The sequence below is a fragment of the Geothrix campi genome, assembly GCF_024609265.1.
Taxonomy (GTDB): domain Bacteria; phylum Acidobacteriota; class Holophagae; order Holophagales; family Holophagaceae; genus Geothrix; species Geothrix campi.
On the sequence record NZ_JANHMP010000001.1, the window covers coordinates 1,289,831 to 1,304,598 of the forward strand.

At 67.8% G+C, this 14,768-nt stretch carries 14 protein-coding genes; 12 read left to right on the forward strand and 2 right to left on the reverse strand.

All coding sequences use genetic code 11. The features are described 5' to 3' along the window. The first annotated feature begins 101 nt into the window (after window positions 1-101). From NOV65_RS05905 to NOV65_RS05925, 5 genes are all read left to right on the forward strand, one after another. The gene (locus NOV65_RS05905; RefSeq protein WP_257305084.1) at window positions 102-554 is read left to right on the forward strand and encodes a DinB family protein; all 453 of its coding nucleotides are present in this window, start codon (window positions 102-104) and stop codon (window positions 552-554) included. Window positions 555-579: 25 nt separating this feature from the next. Beyond that, a complete protein-coding gene (locus NOV65_RS05910; RefSeq protein ID WP_425250839.1) occupies window positions 580-1,365 on the forward strand; it encodes an NADPH-dependent F420 reductase in 786 nt (261 codons plus the stop codon). A 421-nt stretch (window positions 1,366-1,786) separates the two neighbouring features. Then, on the forward strand, window positions 1,787-2,251 hold the full coding sequence (locus NOV65_RS05915) for a helix-turn-helix domain-containing protein (RefSeq protein WP_257305087.1): 465 nt from the start codon (window positions 1,787-1,789) through the stop codon (window positions 2,249-2,251). Between the two features lie 88 nt (window positions 2,252-2,339). Next, window positions 2,340-2,735 carry a SprT-like domain-containing protein gene (locus NOV65_RS05920; protein ID WP_257305089.1) on the forward strand — a complete coding sequence of 132 codons (396 nt, stop codon included), beginning with the start codon at window positions 2,340-2,342 and terminating at the stop codon, window positions 2,733-2,735. 142 nt (window positions 2,736-2,877) lie between these two features. Beyond that, window positions 2,878-4,365: an HAD-IG family 5'-nucleotidase gene (locus tag NOV65_RS05925; protein WP_257305090.1), complete on the forward strand. Its 1,488-nt coding sequence runs from the start codon at window positions 2,878-2,880 to the stop codon at window positions 4,363-4,365. On the opposite strand, the gene NOV65_RS05930 is transcribed toward NOV65_RS05925, so the two are convergent. Both NOV65_RS05930 and NOV65_RS05935 read right to left on the reverse strand, forming a co-directional pair. Beyond that, window positions 4,355-5,569, reverse strand: coding sequence for a DegT/DnrJ/EryC1/StrS family aminotransferase (locus tag NOV65_RS05930; RefSeq protein ID WP_257305091.1), 1,215 nt, complete (start codon window positions 5,567-5,569; stop codon window positions 4,355-4,357). The two genes, NOV65_RS05925 and NOV65_RS05930, sit on opposite strands and share 11 nt — an antisense overlap. Window positions 5,570-5,654: 85 nt before the next feature. Continuing rightward, window positions 5,655-7,133 (reverse strand): sensor histidine kinase, encoded by a 1,479-nt coding sequence (locus NOV65_RS05935; protein ID WP_257305092.1) that lies wholly within the window; start codon window positions 7,131-7,133, stop codon window positions 5,655-5,657. 46 nt (window positions 7,134-7,179) lie between these two features. Between NOV65_RS05935 and NOV65_RS05940 the strand changes: the two genes are divergently transcribed. From NOV65_RS05940 to hydE, 7 genes are all read left to right on the forward strand, one after another. Next, a complete protein-coding gene (locus tag NOV65_RS05940; RefSeq protein WP_257305093.1) occupies window positions 7,180-8,403 on the forward strand; it encodes a sensor histidine kinase in 1,224 nt (407 codons plus the stop codon). Then, entirely contained in the window at window positions 8,400-9,023 is a 624-nt protein-coding gene (locus NOV65_RS05945; protein ID WP_257305095.1) for an RNA polymerase sigma factor, read from the forward strand. The genes NOV65_RS05940 and NOV65_RS05945 overlap by 4 nt, the downstream gene beginning before the upstream one ends. Beyond that, window positions 9,020-9,847, forward strand: a complete 828-nt coding sequence (locus tag NOV65_RS05950) for a cupin domain-containing protein (protein WP_257305096.1) — start codon at window positions 9,020-9,022, stop codon at window positions 9,845-9,847. The genes NOV65_RS05945 and NOV65_RS05950 overlap by 4 nt, the downstream gene beginning before the upstream one ends. A gap of 170 nt (window positions 9,848-10,017) precedes the next feature. Then, complete coding sequence (locus tag NOV65_RS05955) at window positions 10,018-10,878, forward strand: DMT family transporter (RefSeq protein ID WP_257305097.1); 861 nt, start codon at window positions 10,018-10,020, stop codon at window positions 10,876-10,878. A 127-nt stretch (window positions 10,879-11,005) separates the two neighbouring features. After that, on the forward strand, window positions 11,006-12,376 hold the full coding sequence (hydG, locus tag NOV65_RS05960) for a [FeFe] hydrogenase H-cluster radical SAM maturase HydG (protein ID WP_257305098.1): 1,371 nt from the start codon (window positions 11,006-11,008) through the stop codon (window positions 12,374-12,376). Window positions 12,377-12,390: 14 nt separating this feature from the next. After that, window positions 12,391-13,611 carry a [FeFe] hydrogenase H-cluster maturation GTPase HydF gene (gene hydF / locus NOV65_RS05965; protein ID WP_257305099.1) on the forward strand — a complete coding sequence of 407 codons (1,221 nt, stop codon included), beginning with the start codon at window positions 12,391-12,393 and terminating at the stop codon, window positions 13,609-13,611. Continuing rightward, window positions 13,604-14,686 carry a [FeFe] hydrogenase H-cluster radical SAM maturase HydE gene (hydE, locus tag NOV65_RS05970; RefSeq protein WP_257305101.1) on the forward strand — a complete coding sequence of 361 codons (1,083 nt, stop codon included), beginning with the start codon at window positions 13,604-13,606 and terminating at the stop codon, window positions 14,684-14,686. The genes hydF and hydE overlap by 8 nt, the downstream gene beginning before the upstream one ends. Window positions 14,687-14,768 lie beyond the last annotated feature (82 nt).

Below are 14,768 nucleotides of genomic sequence, written 5' to 3' on the forward strand. Positions count from 1 at the left end.
CTCGCTCGTCTGCGATGGCCTTAAGCCCCAGCTTAAGGCGGGCGAAGCCATCTCCCATTCAGCCATCACCCGGGCCACCGTGCCCTTCCCAAGGAGATTCCATGTCCCAACCCTGGACCACCCTCTTCAGCATCAATCGTGAGGTCCTGATGGAGAAGAACCTGGCTGATGTCACCCAACGCCAGGCGGACCAGCCCCCTTCCCAAGACGTGAACAGCATCACGTGGAACCTCGACCACATCCTGGAATACCGCCACCAATTTCTCAGGGACGTTCTCAAGTCCGCCTACAGGCCGACGGCGACCGTGCCCAGGACCTTGGCGCAATTCAAAGCCGCCATGGCGGACACGCAGGCGGCCTTGAACGCGGCCTTCGGCTCCGCCGATTGGGATGAGCCGCAATTCCATCCCGCGTTCCAGGCCACCCTGCCGCTGGCCCAGATCGTAGGCCTGTATTTCATGCACGAGACCTACCATCTGGGTCAGCTCGGCACGGCCCGCAAGCTCCTGGGCTTGCCCGGCGTGATCAAACCACCTGCAAGCGCGAAGGTCTAGGCGGGCGGCCCGTGCCGGTTCTGGGATATCCGCGCCGGCGCGGGCCCTCGCAACCCATTCGAACGACAAGGGAGGTATGGGCATGACCCATCTCAAGATTGGAATCATCGGCACAGGCAGCATGGGAGCAGTCCTCGCCCGCCACCTCACCAGGCTCGGCCATCGGGTCCTGATGGCGAACGGGCGGGGTCCCGAAAGTCTGAAGGCCCTGGCGGACGAAGTCGGCGCGACACCCGTGTCCGTTGCCGAAGCCGCTCTGGCTGGATATGTCGTCATCCTGGCGATTCCGACGAAGGCCGTCCCCCAGCTTCCGCCGGTCCTGTTCTCAGGCCTGCCAGACAGCGTGGTCGTCATCGATATCGGCAACTATCATCCCGAGCTCCGCGATGGCCGCATCGAGGCGATCGAGCGGGGCATGCTCGATAGTCAGTGGGTCGCGCAGCAGATCGGCCATCCCGTGATCAAGGCCTTCAACAACATCTTTGCCCAGAGCCTTCTCGAGAAGGGCGTTCCGAGGGGAACAAGGGGACGGAACGCGCTCTCGGTCTGCGGCAATGCTTCGGACGCCAAGGCAGCCGTGCTTCGTCTCGTCGACGACCTTGGCTTCGACCTCGTCGACGGTGGGACCCTGGACGAATCCTGGCGGCAGCAGCCCGGAACGCCCGCCTACTGCCGCGATCTTGACGCCGCGTCGCTCCGGCATGCGCTCGCCGAAGCCGACCGGAGCCGGATCGTCGAATACCGCATCGAACAGGAGGCTCGCATCAGGAGATCCCTGCAATGCAGCAGGGGGGCACCCAGGCTGTCATGAATGGCGATCACGTCGTGGACCCGAGAGGAGAACGAGGGCGTCCAGCTTGGCGCGACCTACGTGCCGACAGTGGGCAGCTGTTCTGTTTGTCTGGGGCATTCGGGCGCCATCGAATGGGGCTGTGATTGGCCGTATCTCACCTCGGACGGTCAAACATTCTCGGCCCGGGAAAGGAGCTACTCGGCCATTTTTGCTCTATCAATGATTTAGCGAGCGCTTCCGCTCGATCGACGTTTATCAAATCCGGAGGATCAAACAGAGGACACGAACCGCTCCCAGCCTCAATCGACGGGCATTGACATTGAAGGTTACAGCAGCCGAAAAGACGCGATCAAACCCCTGGCAAACACAACATTAAAAATATAAAGTTCTGGATTGATAGTGCTTCTCCAGAACAAACTCAGCCCAGGAGGGAGCCAAGATGCCCAACATCGCCTCATTGCTGAAATCCGAAATCCTTCGGCTCGCGCGAAAAGAAGTTCGGAATGAGCTCGAGGGCCTCAAGAAGGCTTCTGCGCAGTACCGTGCGGAGATCGCCCAGTTGAAGCGCCGCGTGGTTCAGCTGGAGAAACAGCAAACGCGCGTTTCGAAGAAGATTCTGAAAAAGCCGGAAATGCCGGAAGGCGATGAAAGCACCACCCGCATTCGGTACAGCGCGAAACGCCTGGCCGCTCAGCGACAGAAACTCGGCCTTTCCGCCGCCGACATGGGGGCGCTTCTGGGGGTCTCCGGCCAGACTGTCTACCACTGGGAAGCTGAGAAGAACCGCCCCAGGCAGGCTCAGTTGGTCGCGATTGCCGCACTGAGGAAGCTCGGGAAGCGAGAAGCCAAGGCGAGATTGGAGCAGTTGGCGAACCAGCAGGCCGGGCAATCCCAGGAAGCCTGACCAGGTCCTGCATCCCGAGCGGGCGCCACAACTCGGCTGACGCTTTCGAGGTGAACCGGATCAGTCGAATTCACCTCAAACTAGAAGCATGAATCTCACCCTCCGCCACAGGGCCCAGGCCATTCTCCGCGAAGCTGAGTGGGACCTCGCGCCGCCACCAGTGGTCTGGTCGCCGCGCATGGCCCGCTGCGCGGGGCTCTTTGTGATCGAGAAGGATTCCCGCGGCAAGTGGCACCCGGAGATCCGCCTCAGCATCCCCCTGCTGCGCCGGCGGGACTGGCCCTGGCCTCAGCAGGTGTGCGGGATGCACTGCCACGATCCCGAGGCTGTGCAGCAGCGCATCCTCGAGCACGAGCTCATCCATTTCAAGCTATGGATGGATGGGGAAAAGGACTGGGGCCATTCGGAGCGGTTCCGGCAGGTGGCTTGGGAGGTGTTCGGGCATCAGAGCATTACCCACGGCATCGGCTCGGAACCCGATTAGCTCGGCGCGCGAGTTCGGCATGATTCGCTCACTGTGGGGCCCCGCTCTGCAGGCTCCCCCGGAGCCTGCTCTGCGACCCACATGGTCGCGACCCACGGCATCGGTATCGAACCAGAATGAAGGCCGGGAGTAGACTCGCTCCATGACCGCCTGGGACCCCGCCCTGCTCGCCGCGCCGCCGCTGCTGCTGGACGGGGACGATCGGCTGCCGCCGGAGCACAAGCTCTTCGCCTTGCGCACGCTGCCCCTGGGTGAGATCAGGGCCATCGGCTTCGACATGGACCACACCCTGGCGCGCTACCGGGCCCCGGAAATCGACGAGCTGGCCTTCAAGAAGGCTGCCCGGATCCTGGTGCGCGACCGCGGCTACTCGCCCTGGCTCCTGGAGATCGACTACGACCCGGCCTTTGCCGTGCGCGGTCTGGTCCTGGACGGCCTGCGGGGCAACCTGCTCAAGCTCAACCGCGAGCGCCAGGTGGTACGCGCCTGCCACGGCACCCGGGTGCTGTCCCGCCCCGAGTTGGAAACGGTCTACAGCCGGCGGCGCCTCTCCACCACCGCCAAGGGATTCCGCAGCATCGACACCCTCTTCGAGATCCCCGAGAGCCACCTCTACGCCCGCCTGGTGGACGGGTTCGACCAGGGGCGCCTGAAAGCCGAGAACTACCTCCAGATCTTCCGGGACGTGCGGTGGGCCGTGGACACCGCGCACCGCAATGGCGAGATGAAGACGGAGATCCTGGAACACCGCGACTTCTTCATTCCCCACGACCCCCAGTTGGCCCTGGCCCTGGATCGGCTCAAACGCGAGGGGAAGAAGCTCTTCCTCCTCACCAACAGCGAATGGAGCTTCACCGCCGGCGTCCTGGGCCATCTGCTGGACGGGCAGGACCCGGCCCGACCCCGCTGGACCGACTACTTCGACCTGGTGGTGGTGAGCAGCCGCAAACCCGCCTTCTTCCTGGAGACACCGGAGCCTGTGCCCCTGGAAGGCTGGCCGCGCTGCTTCACGGGCGGCCACGCCGCCTGGCTGGAGGCCCAGCTGGGAGCGGAAGGCGAACAGGTGCTCTATGTGGGCGACCACATCTACGGCGATGTGCTTCGGTCCAAGAAGAACGCCTCCTGGCGGACCCTGCTGCTGGTGCCCGAGTTGGAGCATGAGATCAAGCTGCTCGAGGCGCGGAACCAGGACATGCGCGACTTGCTGCGCCTGGAGACCATCCGCCGCCGCACCCTCCGCCGGGCCTCGGTGCTCATGGACCAGTGGAAGCGCAACCGGGTGCGCCGGCATGTGCTGGGGCCCCGGCTCAGCACCGAGGCGGCCGTCGCCTTGGACCACGAGGCCGCCCACCTGGCCAGCAGCGCCGAGGCCCTCCAGCGGCGGGCCGAGCTGCAGAGTCTCGAGCTGGGCACGCTCACGAAATCCGTGGAGGCCGCCTTCAACCCCACATGGGGGCCCATGTTCCGGGATCGGGATGAGCAGACCCGCTTTGCGGATCAGATCCAGCAGTTCGCCTGCGCCTACACCGGCCGCGTGGGCAACCTCTACATGTACGATCCCCACGCGACGATCTATGCGCCGCTCCCCACCCTGCCCCACGAGCGGATGGGCCGGTGGATCAGCGCGTGACGCGGCTCCGGGCCTTGGCCTGGGCGATCACATGCTTGATGGCTGCCACGGTCTGGTCCTGGTCCGCTTCCGTGAGACCGGGCCACAGGGGCAGGCTCATGAGACGCTCGCCGCTCCACTCGGTGTGGGGCAGACCGGCCTTGGGCAGGTGCTGCGGGTTCGCCGCGTAGAAATCGCGGTACCAGGGGTGGATGTGGGCGGGGCGGTAGTGGATGCCCGTGCCGATGTTCTCTTCCTTGAGGGCCGCCACGAAACCGTCACGGTCGAGGCCAACCTTCTCGGGATGGATGCGCAGCACGAAGAGGTGGAAGCAGTGGCCGAGGACCGAGTCGCCGGGCCAGGGCAGCAGCACCTCCCCGATATCCTTCATCAGATCGAGGTAGCGGTGGAAGAGCACGCCGCGCCGGGCGTTGAAGCCGTCCAGCTTGTCGATCTGGTGGATCCCCATGGCCGCCTGGAGATCCATGAAGTTGGCCTTGCGGGCGGGCTCGTAGACCTCCGTGTGGGGGCTGCCTTCCTTGGCGAAGCGCTTCCAGGCGTCCCGGTCGATGCCGTGGAAGCGCAGGCGCTTGATGCGACCTTCGTACTCGTCGTTGAAAAAGGCGATGGCGCCGCCTTCCCCCGTGGTCATGTTCTTGTTCGGGTGGAAGCTGTAGACGCTCATGATCGAGCGCGGGTCGCCACCGATCTTGGTGCCCTTGTAGTGGGCACCCATGGCCTGGGCGGCGTCCTCGATGACCCAGAGGCCATGCTTTTCCGCGATATTCCAGATCGCCTCCATCGGGCATGGCAGGCCCGTGAGATGCACGGGGATGATCCCCTTCGTCCGGGGCGTGATGGCGGCTTCGAGCTTGGCGGGGTCGAGGTTCAGCGTCACCGGATCGATGTCCACCAGCACCGGCACCCCGCCCTGCAGCACCACCGTGCTGAGGGTGCTCACCCAGGTCAGCGAGGTGGTGATGACCTCGTCGCCGGGCTGCAGGTTCAGCACCTGCATGGTGATTTCTTGCGCCGTAGTCGCGCTGTTCATCGCCAGGCAGTGGGGCACGCCGTTGTAGTCCTTCAGCTTCTCCTCGAACGCCGCCGACTTGGGGCCTGTCGTGATCCACCCGCTGTGGATGGTGTCGATGATCTCGGCGATCTCCTCTTCCCCCACCATGGGGCGGGTGAAGGGAAGGAAGTGGGCCCGGCGTTGGTAGGACATGGAGGCTCCGTACACGAGCGACCATTTTCACACATCACAGAGCGAAGCTCCGCGATCGACCACAGACCACCAGCGTGGCCAGCACCTACGCGATCGGCATCGTGATCTTCAGCGTGCTCCCGTGCCCCAGCCCTTCGCTGCTGAGGCTGATGGTGCCACCCATCATCTCCATCAGGCGCTTGCAGATCACGAGGCCGAGGCCGGTGCCGCCGTACTCCCGGGCATGACCGCCTTCGGCCTGGGCGAACTTCTGGAAGAGGCGAGTCTGGGCCTCTAGGCTCACGCCGATGCCCGTGTCCATGACCATGAGGGCGATGAGGCCGGGGTGCCGTTCCACCAGCACGCTGACGCTGCCCTCCTTGGTGAACTTCAAGGCATTCGACAGCAGGTTGAGGAGCACCTGTTTCAGGCGGCTGGGATCCACCATCACCTCGGGCAGACCGCCGGCATCGGACCACACCAGATCTACGCCCGGCTTGCGGGGGTAGGCCTCCGCGATGGGTTTCACCTCGTCCAGCAACTGGCTGACGCTGATGGGTTCGGGATGGACTTCCAGACGGCCGGATTCGATCTTCGCCAGGTCCAGGATGTCGTTGAGCAGGCCCAGCAGGTGTTCGCCCGAGGTGTAGCTGTCCTGGAGCATGGACCTCATCTCCTCGGCATCGTCGTACAGGCCGTCCATCACCAGGCGCGTGAACCCGAGGATGCCCGTGAGCGGCGTGCGGAGCTCGTGGCTGGTGAGCGCGAGGAACTCGCTCTTGAGCTGGTCGGCCTCGCGCAGGGCGTCATTCACCCGCTCCAGCTCGAGGGTCTGGCGCTGCAGCGCATCCCGCTGCTCCGACAAGTCCTGGAACAACCAGGCGTTGTAGAGCGAGATGGCGGTCTGCCGCTGGAGGATGGAGATGGAATCCAGCTCCTCCTCCTCCACCTGTCGATCCGTGGGCATGGCCAGGATCACGAAGCCCATGAGAAGCAGCTGGTGCTCGAAGGGGACGAAATAGAGGGACGCGCCCTCGGCCCCCCGGAGCGGTGCGAAGGCGGCGCCCCCGCAGGGCGGATCCAGCCACTGGCTCTGGAACAGCACGAGCGGGATGTCCGGGAAGGGGTTGGGCGCGGGGAGCCGCATCCCCGACCATTCGGCGCGGGTGAGGCCGGTCCCCTCCTTGGGCACATAGCCTGAGCCGCCGTCCTCCAGCGCCCACACCACGGCACGGGGACAACGGAATTCCTGGGCCAGCACCTCGAGCACCACGCTGACCACCTGGCCCCCCTTGGAGGTGGCCGCCAGAATCTCGGACACGTGCTGGAGGACCTGCATCTGATGGGACCGGCGACTCAGCTTGCCGCGCAGGTCGCGGACCTCGTGCATGGCCTGGGTGAACTGCCGCTGGGCCTGCATCAGTTCCGCCAGCAGCTCGGCGCCCTGGGGCCGCTGGACCGGCGGGCCGAGATGCTTCGGGCCGGACCCCGCGCCCGCCCCGGCAGGCACCGGCTTCGGACCGGAGTCCGTCTTCGGAGGCTGCGGGATCGGCTTCGGGCCGGACGGTGGGTTGAAGGCGGTCATCGGACTCCAGGATGGTCTCATGCGGGGACACTGCCAAGATGGAGGCATGGCCCCTCGCGCCCAGACCTTCTCCCTGCAACGGATCATTTTCCTGTCCGTGTCCGTGGTGTTGTGCCTTCAGGTGGGTTGGTGGATCCGCCTGCAGATCCGGGATTCGGGGCGGCTGCTGGAAGCGCGCACCCAGGCCCTGCAGGCCGGGCGGGCGCAGGCCTGGCAGATGGACAGCCTGAAGCTGCTCACCCTCCTTCACAGCCAGCCCGATCCTTCCTCCCCGGGCGGGACCGTGGAAGGGCAGGTCCCGGCCATGCCCAGCCTGGCGGAACGCCGCAAGGCCATCCAGGAGGCCTTCCCCCAGGTGGAGCTCGTCCCCCGCCCCATGGCGCCGGATGACCCCTTCCTGCTGGACGGGGCCGCCTTCCTCACCCTGCGCCCGGCCCCCCTGAAGGAACTGGAGGACCAGCGCTGGCACGCCGTCTTCCGGGCCAGCACGGAAGGCGCCTTCATGGTGTTCGCCGTGCTGTTCGGCTTCGTCCTCCTGTACCGGAAGCTCTCGGAGGAGCTGGACCTCAAGCTGCGCCAGCGGAACTTCACCTCCGCCGTCACCCACGAGCTGAAGACGCCCATCGCCTCCCTGCGGGTGTGGACGGAGACCCTCTTCACCCGGGAACTCGCCCAGGAGCAGCGTCAGCGCATCCGTGGGCTCATGGAGAAGGATCTGGAGCGCCTGAACGAATTGGTGGGCAACCTGCTGGATGTGGCGAGGGCCGAATCCGGGAGCCTGGTCCTTCACCTCGCCCCGCTGGAGCTGGGGCCATGGTTGGAGGCGGTCTGCGAGGGCATGGACCATCGCCTGGGCCCCGGCGCCCTCGGCCTGAAGCTGGAGTGCTCGTCCGAGCCGCTGTGGGTGGATGCCGACCCCAAGGCCCTGAGCACCGTCGTGGAAAACCTCCTTTCCAACGCCTACAAGTACTCGGCCGAGCCCCGCCAGACCACCGTGACCCTCGACGGCGACGGCGACGATGCCCTCATTGTGGTGAGCGACCAGGGCCATGGCATCACCGCCAAGGACCTGCCCCGGGTCTTCCACCGCTTCTTCCGGGTGGGCGACGAGATGACCCGCCAGGTGGCGGGCACCGGATTGGGCCTGTTCCTCGTGAAGGAGATCGTGACCCGCCACGGAGGCGAGGTGCGCGTCTTCAGTCGCGGCCCCGGCTTCGGTTCCGCCTTCACCATCCGCCTGCCCCGCCGGGCGATCCCGGAGACTCCATGAGTCCCGCCTCCGCCAGCCCCTCCGAGGCGGCCCTGGTCCAGGCGGCGGCCACGGGCGACCCCGAGGCCTTCGAAACCCTCGTGCGCCCCCACCTGGGCATGCTTTTCCGGGTCATCGACCGCATCCTCGGCAACGAGGCCGAAAGCCAGGATGCCCTCCAGGACGCCCTCCTCACGATCCTCCGCGAGCTGCCGGGCTTCCAGGGCGCCAGCAAGTTCAGCACCTGGGCCTACCGGATCTGCGTGAACCAGGCCCTGATGGCCCGGCGGAAGCGGGTCCGGCGCCGGGAAGATGCCATTGAGGATCTGATGCCACGTTTCGGGGACGACGGGCATCACAAGGAGGTGGACCTGCTTCTCGAATGGAGCGAGGACGCGGAGGCATTGATGAAAGTCGAACAGGAGGAGCTGAAGGCCAGGGTCCGGATGGGCCTCGATCGCCTGTCCGACGATCAGCGGGCCGTCTTCGTCCTGCGCGACCTCGAGGGCTGGGACACGGACGAGATCAGCCGGCACCTGGGCATCACGCGCGAGCTGGTGCGCCAGCGGGTGCACCGCGCCCGGCTGGCCCTGCGGGCCCTGCTCCCCGAATTCGCCCCGCGACCGGCGGAGGACCGATGACGCTATTCATGCCCACCTGCGCCGAAGTCGTCGACTTGCTCACCGAGTACGAGGAGGGTGCCCTGGGGCCATTCAACTGGCTTGGCCTCAAGTTGCACCTGAGTCTCTGCCCACCTTGCCGCGCCTTCCTGGACAGCTTCGAGCGCACCCCGGAACTGCTGCGGAAACTCTGGCCCGAGGCCCCGGTGGTGGCTGCCGAGCGCGCCCTTGGCGGGGCCCTGGCGGCCTTGCGCGAAGGGCGGGTACCCCGCGGGCCGGTGCATCATCCTGAAGACGAGGCCTGGAAGGCCCTGGAACCTGGCGGCGACGCCTTCACGGCTCTGCTACTGCGGGTGCACTTGGGGCACTGCGAGGACTGCCGGAGCCGGCACGCGGCCGATGAGGCCATCCTCCCCGGCGGGGCCACGCCTTCAGGTGGAGCCACCCCCCCAGGCGGGGTCACGGGCGCAGGCACCCTGGACTTCCTCCGGCCCCACCTGCCCCCGGAGCATCACTGGCGGTGGACACGGCGAGGCCTCGGCGGCGCCCAGGTCGCCCAACTCCTGCGGAATCCGGCCACCGGCGTCACCCTGAACCTGGCCCGCATGCCCGGCGGGATGAGCATGCCCTTCCATGGCCACGGCGGGCTCGAACTGTCCCTGGTCGTGTCCGGCACCTTGCAGGATGGCCCGGCCCACCTGGGCCCAGGCGACTGGCTGGCCTGCGGTCCCGGGCGGCAGCATGGGCCCACCGCCGGTCCAGGCGCCGAATGCTGGTCCCTCCTCCGCATCGAAGGCGGCATCCGCTTCACGGGCTGGCGTCGCATCCTGGGGGCCGTGGGCTGAACCGGTTTCTCTTCCGGAAAGCCAAAGATCTCCACGAAGGACACGAAGGAAAGACAAGGGCACGAAGATTCTGCCCAAGGAGAGCCCTTCGTGGGGGTCGATCCAGGCTGTGATGGGCCGCTGCTGGCGGCCGTGATCCAATGGACTCCATGACCGGACATGGGGACAGGATGCGGGGCGCGGCCCTGGTGGCGCTCGCGGCCCTGCTCTGGAGCTCCAGCGGGCTGTTCATCAAGGTGCTGCCCCTGGGTACGCTGCAGATCGCCTTCGCCCGCAGCCTGGTCGCAGCCCTCACCATCGCCCTGGTGGTGAAGCTGCGTGGCGGCCGGCCCTTTCCCCGGCCGGATGCCCTCGCCCTGGCCTGCGCCATCTCGTACGCCGGCGTGCTTGTGTTCTTCGTGGCCGCCACCAAGCTCACCACCGCCGCGAACGCGATCTTCCTGCAGTTCTCCGCGCCCATCTACCTGGTGTTCCTCGAACCGCGCCTGGCCGGCCGCCGGGTCGCGGCCCGGGACCTCACGGCGGTGATCGTCTGCCTCGGGGCCATGGCCCTCTTCTTCGTGGGCCGCCTGGGCGCGGGCACCCTGGCCGGCAACCTCCTCGGCGTCGCCTCGGGCCTCTGCCTGGCCCTCTTCTCCCTCTCCCTCAAGCTGCAGCGGGACCGCCGCCCGGACGTGGATCCCATCGGCGCCATCATCCTGGGCAACTTCCTGGTGGCCCTCCTGTGTGCGCCCTTGGCCCTGCGGGGTTTCCACCCGACGCCAACCCAGACCGGCATCCTCCTCTACCTCGGCATCTTCCAGATCGGCGTGGCCTACCTGCTGTTCAACGCCGGCATGAAGCACCTCTCCGCCACCGGCGCCGTGGTGACGGGCACCCTCGAGGCCGTCCTCAACCCCATCTGGGTGTTCCTGGGGATCGGCGAGCGGCCCTCGGCCTGGGCCCTCCTGGGCGGACTGCTGATCCTGGGGACGATCATCTGGTACAGCCTGCCGCCCCGCCCCTCGAGACGCCGGCCCGCGCGGTTGTGACCAAGGTCCGCCCCTGCGGGGCTGGATCAAAGACAACCTCAGGGTTATGTTTGGCCAGCAGCGCTCCCCTGCGGAGGTTCTTTCCATGCATGGCCCTTCGGAAGCATTCCCCCTGGATGAAGCGTCCATGGACCGGCTGTTGGATGCCGCGCCGGCGCAGGATCCTGTCCGCGTCCGCGACATCCTCGCCCGGGCCCGGGAGCTGGGGGGCCTGGAGGAGGCCGACCTTCCGATCCTCATGGCCATCCGGCAGCCCGACCTGCTGGACGAACTGTTCCATGCGGCCGAGCAGGTGAAGGAGGAGATCTACGGCCGGCGCATCGTCCTGTTCGCGCCGCTCTATGTGTCGAACCTCTGCGGCAACGAGTGCCTCTACTGCGCGTTCCGGGCCTCCAACCGCGGCCTGGCCCGCCGCGCCCTGGGCCAGGCGGAGATCGCCGCCGAGGTGCGCCACCTCCTGCGCCAGGGCCACAAGCGCCTGCTGCTCGTGGCGGGCGAGGCCTACCCCCATGAGGGCCTGGACTACATCCTGAAGGCCATCCGCACGATCTACGCCACACGCGAAGGCACCGAGAGCATCCGCCGCGTGAATGTGAACATCGCCCCCCTGGACCTCCAGGACTTCCGTCGCCTCAGAGAAACCCGGATCGGCACCTATCAGCTGTTCCAGGAGACCTACCACCGGGCCACCTACGCCCGGATGCACCCCCGCGGTCTCAAGGCCGACTACGACTGGCGTCTGGGTTGCATGGACCGGGCCATGCAGGCGGGCATCGAGGATGTGGGCATCGGCGCCCTCTTCGGCCTCCATGACTGGCGCTTCGAGCTGCTGGCCCTCCTGCGCCATGCCCGCCACCTGGAAGACCGCTTCGGGTGCGGACCCCACACCATCAGCGTGCCGCGCATCGAGCCCGCCGAAGGCTCCACCACCAGCGAAGCCCCGCCCTTCGCCGTGACCGACGCCGACTTCCACAAGCTCGTCGCCATCCTCCGGCTGGCGGTGCCCTACACGGGGCTGATCCTCAGCACCCGCGAGCGCCCGGAGGTCCGCCGCGAGGTTTTCCACCTGGGCATCAGCCAGATCAGCGCAGGCAGCCGCACCAACCCCGGCGGCTACCGGGAGGAGGAGGCCGGCAACGGCCCGGGCGACGGCGGCGCCCAGTTCTCCCTGGGCGATCACCGCGACCTGGACGAGGTGGTGCGCGACCTGGCCGAGTCCGGTTTCATCCCCAGCTTCTGCACCAGCTGCTACCGCCTGGGCCGCACCGGCGCCGACTTCATGGACCTCGCCAGGCCCGGCGAGATCAAGCTCCATTGCCAGCCCAACGCCCTCGCCACCCTCCAGGAGTTCGTGGAGGACCATGCCAGCCCCGCCACCCGCGCCGCGGCCGGAGCCCTGGTCGCGGGCAGCCTCGCCGCCATGGACGACCGGGCCCGCACGCGCGCCGAGGCCATGGTGGCGCGCGTGCGGCGCGGCGAACGCGACGTCTTCTGCTGAGCGCCGGGAATCCCATGCAGCCCACGCCCCGCACCCTCCGCCTCCACATCGGCCTCTTCGGGCGCCGCAATGTGGGGAAGTCCTCGCTGCTGAACGCCCTCACGCGCCAGCAGGTCTCCCTCGTCTCCGAGCAGGCAGGCACCACCACGGATCCGGTGGAGAAGCCCATGGAGCTGCTGCCGCTGGGTCCAGTGCTCTTCGTGGACACGGCAGGCCTGGATGACGAGGGCGCCCTCGGGGGCCAGCGCATGGCCCGCACCCGCGCCGTCCTCGAGCGGGTGGACCTGGCCCTCCTCGTGGCCGAGGCCGGGGCCTGGGGCCCCTTCGAGGACGCCCTCCTGGCCGAGCTGAAGCAGCGGGACATCCCCACCGTGGGGGTCCTGAACAAGGCCGACCTGGCGGCTCCCCTGGGCTCCGGACGGGCCCGCGTCGAGGCTTTGGGGACACCCTGCGTGCCGGTCTCAGCCCAGAGCGGCGAAGGTCTGCCGGAGCTTAAGGAGGCCCTGCTCCGGGTTGCGCCCGGCGGGTTCCTCGACTCCCGTCAGCTGCTCGCGGACCTGGTGCCTCCGGGCCAGGTGGCGATCCTGGTGATGCCCATCGATTCGGAGGCCCCGAAGGGACGCCTCATCCTGCCCCAGGTCATGGCCATCCGCGACCTGCTGGACGGCCACACCCTGGCCCTGGTGGTGCAGGAGGGCGAACTGCCGGCGGCGCTGGAGGGGCTGAAGCGTCCCCCGGCCCTGGTCGTCACCGACTCCCAGGCTTTCCAGGGCGTCGCCGCCCAGGTCCCCGCCGAGGTTCCCCTCACGTCCTTCAGCATCCTGCTGAGCCGCTTCCACGGCGACCTGCGGGCCCAGGTGCGCGGCACCGCCGCCATCGACCGCCTCCGCGGCGGCGAGCGGGTGCTGGTGGCCGAAGGTTGCACCCATCACCCCGGCGACGAGGACATCGGCCGCGTGAAGCTCCCCCGCTGGCTCGAGGCCAAGGCGGGAGCGCCGCTGCGCTTCGAGCACATCCAGGGGCGGGACTTCCCCGCGGATCTCGCGTCCTACGCCCTGGTGGTCCACTGCGGCAACTGCATGGGCAACCGCCGCGAGATGCTGTCCCGCATCCAGCGCTGCGAGGACGCCGGGGTTCCCATCACCAACTACGGGTTGGCCATCGCCTGCGCCAAGGGCATTCTCGACCGCGCGCTGCGCCCCTTCCCGGAAGCCCTGGAGGCCCTGCATGGCTGACCTTGACCAGGGCCGAGTGAAGGCCTGGCTCCGGGAAGACGACCCCGCCACCCTCGAGCGCCTCTGGGCCGAGGCGGATGCGGTGCGCCGGGCCCGGGTCGGCGACGAGGTCCACCTGCGCGGCCTCATCGAAGCCTCCAGCTTCTGCGTGCGCGCCTGCCACTACTGCGGGCTGCGGGCTCCCGCCCGGGGCCTGGACCGCTACCGCATGACGGGGGAGGAGATCCTCGACGCGGCCCGGGAGGCCCACCGCCTCGGCTACGGCAGCGTGGTCATCCAGGCCGGAGAGGACCCGGGCCTCGACCAGGCCTTCATCGCAGCGGTGGTGCGGGCCATCAAGGCCGACACCCCCCTCGCCGTGACGCTTTCCCTGGGGGAGCGGAGCGACGGGGACCTGGCCGCCTGGAAAGCCGCGGGCGCGGATCGCTACCTGCTGCGCTTCGAGACCAGCGACCCGGAGCTGTACCACCTCATCCATCCGGACCTGCCGGGCCGGCCCAGCGACCGTCTGGCCCAGCTCCGCCGCATGCGGGACATGGGCTACGAGATCGGCACCGGCGTGATGGTGGGCATCCCGGGCCAGACCTGGGACATCCTCGCCGCCGACCTGCTCCGCTTCCGCGAATTCGACATGGACATGCTCGGGATCGGCCCCTTCCTGCCCAGCCCCCGGACGCCCATGGGCGGGCCGGATGCCCCATCCTATCTCGCTCTGCGGGATCAGGTCCCCAACGACGAGCTCACCACCCTCAAGGCCGTGGCCCTGACGCGCCTGCTCTGCCCCGAGGCCAACATCCCCGGCACCACCGCCCTCGCCACCCTCGACCGCGCCCAGGGGCGCGAGCTGGCACTGATGCGCGGGGCCAACGTGCTGATGCCCAATGTGACGCCCGTGGGCTATCGCGTCCGCTACGAGATCTACCCCGGCAAGGCCTGCGTGGGCGAGACGGCCTCCTCCTGCCAAGGCTGCCTGGAAACCCGCCTCCGCGCCCTGGGGAGGCGGGTCGGCCAGGGCCCCGGAAGCCGCCTTAGAACAGAGTGTAAAGATTTAGTGGGATGTGACTTCCATCACTGATCTATAGGTCATCAATGAGCAGACTCCCTGTGCAGCTGATGGCCGGTCCGCGGTGCTGGGTCCCCCCTCTCCGCCGTCCTCC